At 70.9% G+C, this 13,688-nt stretch carries 12 protein-coding genes; 9 read left to right on the top strand and 3 right to left on the bottom strand.

The window, feature by feature from the left end; all coding sequences use genetic code 11:
- The first annotated feature begins 74 nt into the window (after positions 1-74).
- The 4 genes from ACFXC1_RS24460 (at position 75) to ACFXC1_RS24445 (ending at position 6,563) form a co-directional block, all read left to right on the top strand.
- Positions 75-3,938, top strand: a complete 3,864-nt coding sequence (locus ACFXC1_RS24460; RefSeq protein ID WP_381245807.1) for a Pls/PosA family non-ribosomal peptide synthetase — start codon at positions 75-77, stop codon at positions 3,936-3,938.
- An 80-nt stretch (positions 3,939-4,018) separates the two neighbouring features.
- Positions 4,019-5,362, top strand: coding sequence for a M1 family metallopeptidase (locus tag ACFXC1_RS24455; protein ID WP_381245806.1), 1,344 nt, complete (start codon positions 4,019-4,021; stop codon positions 5,360-5,362).
- A gap of 64 nt (positions 5,363-5,426) precedes the next feature.
- Complete coding sequence (locus ACFXC1_RS24450; RefSeq protein ID WP_381245804.1) at positions 5,427-6,161, top strand: hypothetical protein; 735 nt, start codon at positions 5,427-5,429, stop codon at positions 6,159-6,161.
- A gap of 18 nt (positions 6,162-6,179) precedes the next feature.
- Positions 6,180-6,563: a YchJ family protein gene (locus ACFXC1_RS24445; RefSeq protein WP_381245802.1), complete on the top strand. Its 384-nt coding sequence runs from the start codon at positions 6,180-6,182 to the stop codon at positions 6,561-6,563.
- Between the two features lie 5 nt (positions 6,564-6,568).
- On the opposite strand, the gene ACFXC1_RS24440 is transcribed toward ACFXC1_RS24445, so the two are convergent.
- The gene (locus tag ACFXC1_RS24440) at positions 6,569-7,270 is read right to left on the bottom strand and encodes a FadR/GntR family transcriptional regulator (protein WP_381245800.1); all 702 of its coding nucleotides are present in this window, start codon (positions 7,268-7,270) and stop codon (positions 6,569-6,571) included.
- Between the two features lie 130 nt (positions 7,271-7,400).
- On the opposite strand from ACFXC1_RS24440, the gene ACFXC1_RS24435 reads away from it, so the two are divergent.
- From ACFXC1_RS24435 to ACFXC1_RS24415, 5 genes are all read left to right on the top strand, one after another.
- Positions 7,401-7,919, top strand: coding sequence for a gluconokinase (locus tag ACFXC1_RS24435; RefSeq protein ID WP_381245798.1), 519 nt, complete (start codon positions 7,401-7,403; stop codon positions 7,917-7,919).
- 44 nt (positions 7,920-7,963) lie between these two features.
- Positions 7,964-9,361, top strand: a complete 1,398-nt coding sequence (locus ACFXC1_RS24430) for a GntT/GntP/DsdX family permease (protein ID WP_381245796.1) — start codon at positions 7,964-7,966, stop codon at positions 9,359-9,361.
- Between the two features lie 10 nt (positions 9,362-9,371).
- Positions 9,372-10,130, top strand: a complete 759-nt coding sequence (locus tag ACFXC1_RS24425; protein WP_381245794.1) for an SDR family oxidoreductase — start codon at positions 9,372-9,374, stop codon at positions 10,128-10,130.
- A 14-nt stretch (positions 10,131-10,144) separates the two neighbouring features.
- Positions 10,145-11,170, top strand: a complete 1,026-nt coding sequence (locus ACFXC1_RS24420; RefSeq protein ID WP_381245793.1) for an L-idonate 5-dehydrogenase — start codon at positions 10,145-10,147, stop codon at positions 11,168-11,170.
- A 273-nt stretch (positions 11,171-11,443) separates the two neighbouring features.
- A complete protein-coding gene (locus tag ACFXC1_RS24415) occupies positions 11,444-12,262 on the top strand; it encodes a hypothetical protein (protein ID WP_381245791.1) in 819 nt (272 codons plus the stop codon).
- A 6-nt stretch (positions 12,263-12,268) separates the two neighbouring features.
- Here the strand turns inward: ACFXC1_RS24415 and ACFXC1_RS24410 are convergent, their stop codons facing one another.
- Both ACFXC1_RS24410 and ACFXC1_RS24405 read right to left on the bottom strand, forming a co-directional pair.
- Complete coding sequence (locus ACFXC1_RS24410) at positions 12,269-12,904, bottom strand: cytochrome b/b6 domain-containing protein (protein ID WP_381245789.1); 636 nt, start codon at positions 12,902-12,904, stop codon at positions 12,269-12,271.
- Positions 12,888-13,643 (bottom strand): molybdopterin-dependent oxidoreductase, encoded by a 756-nt coding sequence (locus ACFXC1_RS24405; RefSeq protein WP_381245787.1) that lies wholly within the window; start codon positions 13,641-13,643, stop codon positions 12,888-12,890. Before ACFXC1_RS24405 ends, ACFXC1_RS24410 begins: the two co-directional genes overlap by 17 nt.
- Positions 13,644-13,688 lie beyond the last annotated feature (45 nt).

Genomic DNA, 13,688 nt, shown 5'->3' with positions numbered 1-13,688 from the left:
AGCTGGACAACCCCAGGCATACCTGCGGGCCCGCCAGCACCCCGGAAGTTTCCGGGTTCGAGACGCGAGGACCGATGGCAGCCATACACGAGAGCAGTGCTCTCGGGCTTGACGAAGAGATCCGCACACAGTTCGGCGATACGGCACGATTCTCCGCGGCGCCCGCCGCCTCGGCCCGCACGCTTGTCGACATTTTCGACGCGTCCGTGCGGTCGTATCCCGACGAGCTCGCCCTGGACGACGGCACCGTCCGCCTGACCTACCGCGCGCTGGCCGTCGAGGTCGAGACCCTGCGCCGCACCCTGGCCGCCGCCGGTGTCGGCCTGGGCGACCGGGTCGGCGTGCGCGTCCCGTCCGGGACCAACGACCTCTACATCGCGATCCTCGCCGTCCTCGCCGCCGGCGCCGCCTACGTCCCCGTCGACGCCGAGGACCCGGACGAGCGGGCCGAGCTGGTGTTCGGCGAGGCCGACGTCCGTGCCGTGATCGGCGCCGAGCACGCGCTGACCGTGCTCGGGCACAGCGACGTTCCGGCCGCCCGGCCCGGTGTCGAGCAGGACGCGTGGATCATCTTCACCTCCGGCTCCACCGGCAAGCCCAAGGGCGTCGCCGTCACCCACCGCAGCGCGGCGGCCTTCGTGGACGCCGAGGCGGCACTGTTCCTCACCGACGACCCCATCGGTCCGGGTGACAGGGTCATGGCGGGCCTGTCCGTCGCCTTCGACGCCTCCTGCGAGGAGATGTGGCTCGCCTGGCGCTACGGCGCCTGCCTGGTGCCCGTCCCCCGCTCCCAGGTCCGCAGCGGCGCCGACCTCGGCCCCTGGCTGGTGGACCAGGACATCAGCGTCGTCTCGACCGTGCCGACCCTGGCCTCCCTGTGGGAGCCCGAGGCGCTGAACGACGTACGCCTGCTGATCTTCGGCGGTGAGGCCTGCCCGCCCGAGCTGGTGCAGCGCCTCGTCACCGAGGGCCGCGAGGTCTGGAACACGTACGGCCCGACCGAGGCGACCGTCGTCGCCTGCGCCTCCCTGATGACCGGCGACGAGCCGATCCGCATCGGACTCCCCCTGAACGGCTGGGAGTTGGCCGTCGTCGACGAGGCCGGAGTGCCCGTACCGATGGGCGGCAGCGGCCAGTTGGTGATCGGCGGGGTCGGTCTCGCCCGCTATCTCGACCCCGAGAAGGACGCGGAGAAGTACGCGCCCCTCGAATCGCTCGGCTGGGAACGGGCGTACCGCAGCGGTGACTTGGTCAAGGCCGAACCCGAGGGCCTGATCTTCCTCGGCCGCGCCGACGAGCAGATCAAACTCGGCGGCCGCCGGATCGAGTTGGGCGAGGTCGACGCGGCCCTCCAGGCACTGCCCGGAGTCGCGGGCGCCGCAGCCGCCGTACGAACTGCCCGCAGCGGCAACCAACTTCTCGTCGGCTATGTCGTCACGCAGGAGGGCTGGGACCACGCCTCCGCCGTCGAGAAGCTGCGCGCCGAACTGCCCGCCGCCCTGGTCCCGTTGATCGCGCCGGTCGAGGATCTCCCGACCCGCACCTCCGGCAAGGTCGACCGCAACGCACTCCCCTGGCCGCTCGAAGGCCTGGAGACCGGCGGCGCCAAGGAGCAGCTCTACGGCACGGAGGCCTGGCTCGCCGAGCAGTGGGCCGAGGTGCTGGGCATCCCCGTGAGCAGCGCGGCCGACGACTTCTTCGCGATCGGCGGCGGCAGCCTGGCCGCCGCCCAGCTCACCACCCGGCTGCGCACCCGCTACCCGAGCGCGGCCGTCCTCGACATCTACCAGCAGCCCACGCTCCGCAAGCTGGCCCGGCACCTGGAGGACTCGGCGCAGGGCGACGGCACGGCACGCGTGATCGCGCCGGTCCCGACCCGCGCCAAGGTGATCCAACTCCTCGCGCTGGTCCCCCTGTTCACCCTGGCGGGCCTGCGCTGGACGGTGGCGCTGGCCGCGCTCGGCAACGTGCTCAACGGCTACGCCTGGCTGCCGACCGCCTCGTGGTGGCTGGTCGCCGCCGGCGCCCTGCTGCTCTTCAGCCCGCCCGGCCGGCTCGCGATCGCCGCGGGCGGCGCGCGCCTGCTGCTGCGCGGCGTGAAGCCGGGACGCTACGACCGTGGTGGCAGCGTCCATCTGCGGCTGTGGGCGGCCGAGCGGCTGGCCGAGTTCAGCGGGGCGACCGCGCTGACGGGCTCGTGGCTTGAGCGATACGCACGTGCGCTGGGCGCCAAGATCGGCCCGGACGTCGATCTGCACTCCCTCCCGCCGGTCACCGGCATGCTCAAGCTGGGCCGCGGTGCCGCGGTCGAGTCCGAGGTGGACCTGTCCGGCTACTGGCTGGACGGCGACCGCCTGGAGATCGGCCCGGTCAAGGTCGGCGCGCACGCCGTCGTCGGCACGCGCAGCATGCTGTTCCCGGGCGCCCGGGTGGGCAAGCGGGCCGAGGTGGCGCCGGGTTCGGCCGTCACCGGCACCATCCCGACCGGCCAACGCTGGGCGGGCGCGCCCGCGGTCAAGCTCGGCAAGGCCAAGCGCAACTGGCCCAAGGAGCGCCCGCAGCGCGGCACGTACTGGCGCGCTATGTACGGCATGACGGGCTTCGCGCTCACCATGCTCCCGGTGGTCGCGGGCGCCGTAGCGCTCCTGGTGACCAGCCTGTTCGTGGCACCGGGCGACGGTCTCGGCGAGGCCCTGCGGGGCGCGTCCCTGGCCCTGGTCCCGGCGACACTGGCCTTCGGGCTGGCGTACGCGCTGCTGATCCTGATCGGTGTCCGGCTGCTCAGTCTCGGGCTGCGCGAGGGCACGCACCCCACGCACAGCCGCATCGGCTGGCAGGCGTGGACGGTCACACAGCTGATGGACCTCTCCCGCGAGACCCTGTTCCCGCTGTACGCCGGGCTGGTCACGCCGGTGTGGCTGCGGCTGCTCGGGATGCGGATCGGGCGGGGTGCCGAGGTGTCGACCGTGCTCGCGCTGCCCAGCCTGACGACCGTGGGCGAGGGCGCGTTCCTGGCCGACGACACGTTGACCGCGCCGTACGAGCTCGGTGGCGGCTGGGTGCACATCGGGCGCGCCGAGATCGGGCGGCGGGCGTTCCTCGGGAACTCCGGGATGACCGCGCCCGGGCGGAGCGTGCCGGACGGCGGGCTCGTCGGGGTGCTGTCGGCGACGCCGAAGAAGGCGAAGAAGGGCACGTCGTATCTGGGCCTGCCGCCGGTGAAGCTGCCGCGCAGCACGAGCGGCGGCGACCAGAGCCGGACGTACGACCCGCCGGCCCGGCTGCTGTGGGCGCGCGGGCTGGTCGAGCTGTGCCGGATCGTGCCGGTGTTCTGCTCGGCGGCGCTCGCCCTGCTGACGGTGGCCGCGCTGTGTGCGCTGGGGGTGTGGGCGCCGCTGCTGGCGGGCCTGGTGCTGCTGGCCGTGGGCGCGCTCGCCGGGCTGATCTCGATCGTGGCCAAGTGGACCCTCGTGGGGCGGCACCACGGTGCCGAGCACCCGCTGTGGAGCGGTTACGTGTGGCGCAACGAGCTGGCGGACACCTTCGTCGAGGTCGTGGCGGTGCCGTGGCTGGCCGGTTCGGTTCCGGGTACTCCGGTGCTGACGGCCTGGCTGCGAGGGCTCGGCGCGCACATCGGCAAGGGCGTCTGGGTGGAGAGCTACTGGCTGCCGGAGACCGACCTGGTGACCCTGGAGGACGCCACGACGGTGAACCGCGGCTGTGTGCTCCAGACCCACCTCTTCCACGACCGGATCTTGCGGACGGATACTGTGGTCCTCCGTGCGGGCGCGACGCTGGGTCCTGGCGGAATCGTCCTGCCCGGCAGCGAGGTCGGGGCGCGCACCACTCTGGGCCCCGCGTCACTCGTGATGGCGGGGGAGTCCGTTCCGGACGACACCCGCTGGCTGGGCAATCCGATCGAGTCATGGCGATCCTGAACACAGGTCACGCGGCGTCGGCTTCGGAGGGCGGTGCACGGGTACGAGATACGAGCACAGCGCAGGGAGCAGACGCAGCAGTGACCGTTCAGCAGGCGGCGGGTCCGGACCCGTATTTCCCGGCAAACGGCGATGCCCGCTACCGGGTGCACCGCTATGAGCTGGCGCTGGACTACCGCCCCGGCCCCAACCGGCTGGCCGGCACGGCCCGTATCAACGCGATAGCGGGTCGTGCGCCGCTGCCCGAATTCCAGCTGAACCTGGGTGACTTCAAGATCGGCCGGATCCGGGTGGACGGCCGCCAGCCGCACTACACGCACCGCGGCGGACGGCTGCGCATCCGGCCCGCGAAGCCGCTGCGGGCCGGTGCCGCGTTCACCGTCGAGGTCCACTGGTCGGGCAACCCCAAGCCGGTCGCCAGCCCCTGGGGCGGGCTCGGCTGGGAGGAGCTGACCGACGGCGCGCTCGTGGCGAGCCAGCCGATCGGGGCACCGTCCTGGTACCCGTGCAACGACCGCCCGGCCGACAAGGCGTCGTACCAGATCTCGATCACGACGCCGTCGGCGTACGCGGTGGTGGCGGGCGGACGACTGCTGACGCGTACGACGAAGGCCTCGACCACGACTTGGGTGTACGAACAGTCGGCGCCGACGTCGAGTTATCTGGTCGGGCTGTCGATCGGCAAGTACCAGACGGTGCTGCTGGGCGACCCGGGTCTGGGCGGGGTCCCGCAGCACGGGCACATCCCGTCGGACCTACTCCCGGAGTTCTCAAGGGACTTCGCGCGCCAGCCCGCGATGATGGAACTGTTCCAGGACCTCTTCGGCCCGTACCCCTTCGACGAGTACGCGGTGGTGGTGACGGAGGAGGAACTCGATGTCCCCGTCGAGGCACAGGGGTTGTCGCTGTTCGGCGCCAACCACGTTGACGGGGCCCGGGGTTCGGAACGGCTCGTCGCGCACGAGCTGGCCCACCAGTGGTTCGGCAACAGCGTCTCCATCGCCGACTGGCGGCACATCTGGCTGAACGAGGGCCTCGCCAAGTACGCGGAATGGCTGTGGTCCGAGCGCTCCGGCGGCCGTACGGCCCACCAACACGCCGCCGCGGCACACCGGTTGCTGTCCACGCTCCCCCAGGACCTGCGCCTCGCCGACCCGGGCCGCAAGTCCATGTTCGACGACCGCCTCTACGAACGCGGCGGCGTCGCCGTCCACGCGGTGCGCTGCGCACTGGGCGACATCGCGTTCTTCCGCATGCTGCGGAGTTGGGCGAGCGTCCACCGCAACGGCACGGTGACGACAGCGACGTTCACGTCGCATGCGTCCCGGTTCACTTCCGAGCCGTTGGACCAGCTTTTCGAGGCGTGGGTGTACGGGACGAGGTTGCCGCCGATGCCTTCGGCGGAGACGGGGATCGCGGTCTGAGTTGTCGGCTCCGTTGCGGGTGGGGAGCTGACGGAGTATCAAGTGGCTTCATGGGGGTGAGGTCATGGGAGCCGCATGGGGTCGGGGGCGCGCGCAGACGGGTGAGTGGCTGGAGGTCTACGGGGAGACCGAGCCGCGGTCCATTCCGTTGGAGCGGATCTTCGCCACGGGCTCGGATGGGACGCCCCCATTCACGGCCTATCTGTACATCTGGACGCTCGGGCACTCAGGGGACGCCCGGCGCACGGAGGTCACCCTGTTGTTCCCAGCCGAGGGTGATTGGCGGGTGAAGGATCTCCAGGCCGTCGTGTACCACCTGCCGCCAGTGCAGGAGGAGCGGGCATGGAGGGACACACTGGCCAAAGACCTCCGGGTGGCCGGACCCATGCTGGAGGCCTTCGGCACAGTCACGGCTGGGCTGACCGGCTTTCCTGAGCTCAACGCGGTGGCGTCCGCGGTCGCCCATCTGAACGCGCGCAGCGCGCCCCAGATACAGAACGACGAGTGGTACGTCAGGAGAGTCCACGACACCGTCGGCGAGACCCTGTACCAGGGAGTCGAGTGGATCCTCCCGCCAGGTTTCGTGAACCAGATCGGCACCCGCGTCACCGGTGCCCTTCTCGTCCAGTTCATCGGGGCCGCACACGCGGATGGCGCTCCCGCGGACAACCCGACGCCGCCCGTCCTGGCCCGCGCGATCCTCACGCACGGGAAGGAAGTCACCGAGCTGCCCGGCCCCGGGGCGGACGCCTACGTCGAGTTGCCGCTCCGGGTCACCCCCGACGAGCCACTCACCTAGCCCCGGCACAATATGCCCATGACCCCACGCACCAACTGCCCCTGCGGCCTCCCCACCCCCTACGACAACTGCTGCGGCCGCTACCACTCGGGCACCGCCGCAGCCCCCACCGCCGAAGCCTTGATGCGCTCGCGCTACAGCGCCTTCGTGCGGTTGGACTCGCCGTATCTGCTGCGCAGTTGGCATCCGAGGACCCGCCCCGCCGCGCCCCTCGATCTGGACCCGGGGATGCGGTGGACCGGGCTCGAGATTCTCGGTACGAGCGGTGGGTCGGCGTTCCATTCCGCGGGGACCGTGACGTTCCGGGCCTCGTACCGGGGTGGGGCGATCCATGAGCGGAGTCGGTTCGAGCGGGTCGACGGGGCGTGGGTCTACCTCGACGGAGAGTTCATCGAGGACTGAGGGTTCTACGGGGCCAGGATGTCCAGTTCCTGGAGTGCTCCGATCGTGATCTCGCGGGTCAGGGTCTCCGCGCGGACCGCGTCGCCCTCGCGGACCGCCTCCGCGACCTGGACGTGGAGGGTGACGGCGGCCGGGTCGGGGTCCTCGAACATGACCTCGTGATGGGTGCGGCCGGCCAGGACCTCGGTGACGACGTCGCCGAGGCGGGCGAACATCTCGTTGCCGGAGGCGGCGAGGATCACCCGGTGGAAGGCCACGTCGTGGACGAGGTAGGCCTCCAGTTTGTGGCCGCGTGAGTTGGCCACCATGCCGATCGCGCACTCGGTGAGTTCCGCGCACTGCTCCGCCGTGGCGAACTTGGCGGCGAGGCCCGCGGCGATCGGCTCGACCGCCGAACGCAGCACCGTGAGGGAGCGCAACTGCTGCGGGCGGTCCGCGCCGGCCAGACGCCAGCGGATGACCTGTGGGTCGTAGACGTTCCACTCGGCCTTGGGGCGGACGGTGACGCCCACTCGGCGGCGGGACTCGACCAGGTGCATGGATTCGAGGACGCGGACCGCCTCGCGCATCACGGAGCGGGACACCTCGAAGTCCTTGGCGAGCTCGTCCGTGCGCAGGACGCTGCCCGGCGGGTAGTCGCCCGCGGTGATGGCGGGGCCGAGGGAGTCGAGTACGCGGCCGTGCAACCCGCGGCCCGGAGTGGTCATGCACTCAGCGTACGGGTCGCGTCACCGAACCAAAAAGTCAGACTTATATGTCACAGACTCTTGAATTCGTCGTACCTAATCGGTTTCAGTGGGATCGACATCAGGTGTCGACGGAGACAGTGAGGCAGCGATGCGTACCCCCCATGTCGTCGTGGTGATGGGCGTAGCGGGCACCGGGAAGACCACCATCGGTCCCCTGCTCGCGGCCCGGCTCGGTGTGCCGTACGCCGAGGGCGACGACTTCCACCCGCAGGCCAACATCGCCAAGATGTCGGCCGGGCACCCGCTGACGGACGAGGACCGGTGGCCCTGGCTGGACGCCATCGGCTCCTGGGCGCACGGGCGTGCGGGGCTCGGCGGGGTCGTGAGCAGCTCGGCGCTGAAGCGGTCGTACCGCGACCGGCTGCGGGCCGCGGCCCCCGGAGTCGTCTTCGTGCATCTCACCGGCGACCGCGCGCTCATCGAGGACCGGATGGCGCACCGGCACGGGCACTTCATGCCGACCGCGCTGCTCGACTCGCAGTTCGCCACGCTCCAGCCGCTGGAGGCCGACGAGGCCGGAGTCGCCGTGGACGTCAGCGGCAGCCCGGAGCAGATCGCCGAGCGGGCCATGACCGCGCTCGAACAGGTCCCCGAGCCGACCTCCTAGTACCGCCTGACACCCCGACTCCCCGTATCCACAAGGAAATCACCGTGACCAGACTCAGCGTCGAGATGCTGGCAGCGGACCCCGTCGAGCCCATCACCTCGGCCGGCCACGCACAGCTGGGCATCGCCGTACTGGCGGGCATCGCCGTCATCGTCCTGCTCATCACCAAGTTCAAGATGCACGCCTTCCTGGCGCTGACCATCGGCTCGCTCGCGCTCGGCGCGTTCGCCGGGGCGCCGCTGGACAAGGCCATCACCAGCTTCACCACCGGGCTCGGTTCGACCGTCGCCGGTGTGGGTGTGCTGATCGCGCTGGGCGCGATCCTCGGCAAGCTGCTCGCCGACTCCGGTGGCGCGGACCAGATCGTCGACACGATCCTCGCGAAGGCGAGCCCCCGGTCGATGCCGTGGGCGATGGTGCTGATCGCCTCCGTGATCGGACTGCCGCTGTTCTTCGAGGTCGGCATCGTGCTGCTGATCCCGGTCGTGCTGATGGTCGCCAAGCGCGGCAACTACTCGCTGATGCGGATCGGCATACCGGCACTGGCCGGTCTGTCGGTCATGCACGGGCTCATCCCGCCGCACCCCGGGCCGCTCGTCGCCGTCGACGCGGTCAAGGCCAACCTCGGTCTGACCCTCGCGCTCGGCGTGCTGGTCGCCATCCCGACCGTGATCATCGCCGGTCCGCTGTTCTCGAAGGTCGCCGCCCGCTGGGTGGACGTCCAGGCGCCGGACCGCATGCTCCCGCAGCGCCCCTCCGAGGACCTGGAGAACCGTCCCGGCTTCGGCGCGACCCTCGCCACGATCCTGCTGCCGGTCGTGCTGATGCTCTCCAAGGCGCTGGTGGACATCGTCGTGGACGACCCCACGCACACCGTGCAGCGGGTCTTCGACGTCATCGGCTCGCCGCTGATCGCACTGCTCGCGGCGGTGATCGTCGGCATGTTCACGCTGGGCCGTCCGGCCGGCTTCACCAAGGAGCGGCTGTCCTCGACCGTCGAGAAGGGGCTGATGCCGATCGCGGGCATCCTGCTCATCGTCGGCGCGGGCGGCGGCTTCAAGCAGACGCTGATCGACTCCGGTGTCGGCCAGATGATCCTGGACATCTCCAAGGACTGGTCGATCCCGGCGCTGCTGCTGGCCTGGCTGATCGCGGTGGCGATCCGGCTGGCGACCGGTTCGGCGACGGTGGCCACGATCTCGGCGGCCGGTCTGGTCGCCCCGCTGGCCGCCGACATGTCCTCGACCCACACCGCCCTCCTCGTGCTGGCGATCGGCGCGGGCTCGGTCTTCTTCAGCCATGTCAACGACGCCGGATTCTGGCTGGTGAAGGAGTACTTCGGCCTGAGCGTCGGCCAGACCCTCAAGACCTGGTCCGTCATGGAGACGATCATCTCGGTGGTCGCCGGCGGACTGGTCCTCCTCCTCTCGCTGATCATCTAGGGGTACGGGAATGAGTCATCCTCTCTTCGACATCAGTGGCCGTACGGCCCTGGTCACCGGTTCCAGCCGGGGCATCGGACTCGCCCTCGCGCAGGGCCTGTTGGAGGCCGGCTGCACGGTCGTCCTGAACGGACGGGACGGCGAACGCCTCACCAAGGCCGCCGCCGAACTTTCCGGCGATGTCCATACGGCCGCCTTCGACGTGACCGACGGTCCGTCAGTCGCCGCCGGAATCAAAGACATTGAAGATCGGGTCGGCCCGCTGGACATCCTGGTCAACAACGCCGGTATGCAACTGCGCGCCCCGCTCCTGGAGTTCACCGACTCCGACTGGCACCGCATCATCGACACCAACCTCACCAGCGCGTTCCTGGTCGGCCGCGAGGCGGCCCGCCGGATGACGGAGCGCGGGCACGGGAAGATCATCAACATCTGCTCGTTGCAGAGCGAGGTGGTCCGCCCCGGGATCGCGCCCTACGCGGCCACCAAGGGCGCGTTGAAGATGCTCACCAAGGGCATGTGCGCGGACTGGGGCCCGTCCGGCGTCCAGGTCAACGGCCTCGGTCCCGGCTACATCGAGACGGAACTGACCCAACCCCTCGTCGACGACGAGGAGTTCAGCGCCTGGGTGCGCAAGCGGACCCCGGCCGGTCGCTGGGGCAGCACACGGGACCTGGTCGGCGGGGTGCTGTTCCTGGCGTCGCCCGCCGCCGACTTCGTGAGCGGACAGGTGCTGTACGTCGACGGCGGTATGACGAGCGTGCTCTGAAGGGAGCTGCGGAGATGCTGGGTTGTGTGATCCACGGTGAAGGCGACCTGCGCGTGGAGGAGTTGGAGCTCCCCATGCCCGGCCCCGGCCAGGCCCTGGTCGCCGTCCGCTACGGCGGCGTCTGCGGCTCCGACCTCCACTACTGGCGCCACGGAGGCGTCGGCGACTTCCGCCTCAAGGAACCGATGCTGCTCGGCCACGAGGTGGTCGGCACGGTCGTGTCCTACGGTCCCGGGGGCTCAGGTCCCGCCCCCGGTACGGCAGTTGCTGTGCACCCGGCCAGCCCGTGCGGGGTCTGCCCCGAGTGCGCGGACGGCCGACGCAACGTGTGCCGGGACACCGCCTATCTGGGCAGCGCGGCCCGCTTCCCGCACGTACAGGGCGGATTTGCGGCCCAAGTCACCGTCCCCGCGCAGCAGTTGAGGCCGGTCCCGGAGGGGCTCGAGCTGCGCCGGGCCGCCCTTGCCGAACCGCTCTCCGTCGCCCTGCACGCCGTACGCCGGGCCGGGGACGTGACCGGACGCCATGTGCTGGTCACCGGCGCGGGTCCGATCGGCTGCCTGGTCGTCGCGGCGGCGAAGGCGGCCGGCGCGGCACAGGTCACGGTCACCGATCTCCTTCCGGCGGCGCTGAGTTACGCCACGGCCGCCGGTGCCGGCACCGTCGTACGGGCCGACGATCCGGACGACTCCGGGTGGCCGTCGGAGGTCGCCGTGGCCATCGAGGCGTCCGGGGTGGCGGCCGGGCTCGACACCTGTCTGCGGCTGGTGCGGCGGGGTGGGGTGGTCGTGCAGCTCGGGATGCTGCCGCCGGGGCAGAGTCCCTTCGCGGGGAATCTGGTCGTCAGCCGGGAGATCGAGCTGCGGGGCGCGTTCCGCTTCGACACGGAGTTCGACGACGCGCTCCAACTCCTCGCCGTGGAGTCCGCGTTCGACGCGCTCGTCAGCGCGGTGGTACCGGTCCGGGACGCCGAGTCGGCGTTCACGCTGGCGGCTGATCGGAGCCGGTCGTGCAAGGTGCTGCTGGATTTCGGGGGTTGAGCCAGCACTGCAAAGTGCAGCTGGACGTCGAGAGCCGAGCGGGTATTGCAATGCGCGGCGGGGCTTCGAGAGCTGAGCCGGTATTGCAAAGCGCGGCGGGGCTTCGAGAGCTGAGCCGGTATTGCAAAGCGCGGCGGGGCTTCGAGAGCTGAGCCGGTATTGCGAGGCGCGGCGGGGCTTCGAGAGCTGAGCCGGTATTGCGAGGCGCGGCGGGGCTTCGAGAGCTGAGCCGGTATTGCAAAGCGCGGCGGGGCTTCGAGAGCTGAGCCGGTATTGCGAGGCGCTCCTCGATTTCGAGGGCTGAAGCGGTGCAGCAAGGCGCTGCTCGACTCCGTCCCCGACCCACCCCCATCCTTCGGCTGGGCCAGTACGGACGCCGAGACGCGGGCGCTCGGGCTGCGGGACACGCTCTTCCGGTTCTCCACCGCCGACTACCTGCTGCGCAGCGTGGACGCGCTCTACTTCCCCGTGCTGGCGGCGGCCGTGTGGATGGCGGCGGCCCTGCACCACCGGGAGGAGCGCGACCCGCAGCGCACCGCGCGGGTGCTGCGCGTCCTGCGGTACGCCCGGCTGCCGTCGCTCCCGCCGCTCGCCCTCTACTACGTCGCTCCGGGCGCCCTGAATCTCGTGGTCCCGCTGGCGATCCTCGCGGGCGTACGGCTGAGCGCGTACGCGTACACGCGGCCCGCCGGCCGGCGCAGGGCGGCGCGTATCTGGGTGCCGGCCCTGCTGGTCGCCGTGGTCTCGCTGTTCTGGGCGGTGTACGCGTACGCGGAGATCGTCGGCCGGCGCCGTGCCGCCGAGACGACCGTGACGGTCGCCGACGGGTTCACGGCGGTCGTCGTGTTCAGCAAGCAGGACCTGCTGATCCGCGGCGGCGGCAGCTGTGTCTCGGCCGTCGCGGAGAAGGGCAGTCCCTACCACTTCCGGTATGCGGGGCTGCGGCTGTTCCACGTCTCGGGGGACCGTCTGTTCCTCGTACCGCGGTACTGGGCCCCCTGGGACGGCACGCTCTACGTGCTGCGGGACGGTGACCCCGGGCTGCGCGTGGAGTACGTCAGCGGGCGCGCCTACCGGGCCAGGGAGTGCTGACCGCGCTCACGGCTTCCACAGCGGGTGCTCCCGCTTCGCCCACTCCCTGCTCACCTTCCCCGTACGCAACCCCGCCCGCGCCTCCGGGTCACCGAGCGCCATCCCGATGTGACCGCCCAGCACGATGCCGATCGTGAGGGCGAGCCAGTCGTGGACGAAGGTCGCGCTGGTGCGCCACATGATCGGGGTGAGGTGGGTGAACCACATCATCAGGCCCGTGCCGAGCATCACCAGGCTCGCGCCGGCGATCCAGTTGGCGTAGATCTTCTGGCCGGCGTTGAACTTGTCGGCGGGCCGGGCCGACCGGCGTTTGTCGCGCATCAGGGCGCCGCGCAGCCAGACCCGGTCGTGCGGGCCGAAGCGGTTGAGGAAGCCGAGGTTGACGCGGAAGCCCCGGGAGAAGAGGCCGAAGAGGACGGGTACGGGGAGCGCGACCCCGGCCAACTCGTGGATGCGGACGACGAGTTGGCGGCGGCCGACGAGCACGGCGAACTCCGGGATGTAGAGGCAGGCGGCCGTGGCCACGCAGACGCCCATCAGCGCGGCCGTGGTCCGGTGCACCCAGCGCTCGGTGCGGCCGAAGCGGCGGACCCGGGCCGAGGGCGCCGTCTGCGGGGGCTGGGCTTCAGCTCGTAGGGGCATCGCCGCGTCCGTTCGACTTGCCGACCCAGGCGTCGACGTCGTAGCCCCGGTCCTCCCAGTAGCCGGGCTTGACGTGCTCGGTGACCGTGATGCCGGACAGCCACTTCGCGGACTTGTAGAAGTACATGGGGGCGACGTAGAGGCGGACCGGGCCGCCGTGGTCGTGGCCCAGGGGTTTGTCCTGCATGCGCAGCGCGACCAGGATGTCGGAGCGGCGGGCCTGGTCGAGGGTGAGGCTCTCCGTGTAGGCGCCGTCGAAGCAGGTGAAGCGGACCGCCCCGGCCTTGGCGCGCACTCCCGCGGCGTCCAGGAGCCGGGACAGCCGCACCCCCTCGAAGGGGGTGCCGGGGACCCGCCAGCCGGTGACGCACTGGACGTCCTTGACCAGCCGGGTCTGCGGCATCGCGCGCAGGTCGGCGAGGGTGTAGGTGGCCGGTTTGTCGACCAGGCCGTCGACGGTCAGCCGGTAGTTCTGGGCGTTCCTGTTCGGCACGGAAGCGGTGACGGAGTAGTAGCGGAAGCCGCCGCCGTTCGGGAGCAGTCCGGTCAGCCCGGTGGGGTCCTTGCCGGAGAGGGCACCGAGGAACCCGTCCATGCCCTTCTGCAGGACGGGCGCGGACACGACGCCGAGGGCGCCCAGGCCGAGGGTGCCGAGAAGGACACGGCGGCCGATGGGCCGACCCTGTGCTTCCCTCTCCTCCTCGGATGGCTCGGGCGACTCGGTCGGTTCAGGGTTCACGCACTCATTCGAACACCCGCGACCCCGGCGCGGCCAGGGATCGCG

This window comes from Streptomyces hokutonensis (assembly GCF_042751305.1).
Taxonomy (GTDB): domain Bacteria; phylum Actinomycetota; class Actinomycetes; order Streptomycetales; family Streptomycetaceae; genus Streptomyces; species Streptomyces hokutonensis_A.
This window is presented reverse-complemented; position numbering and strand designations above follow the sequence as displayed.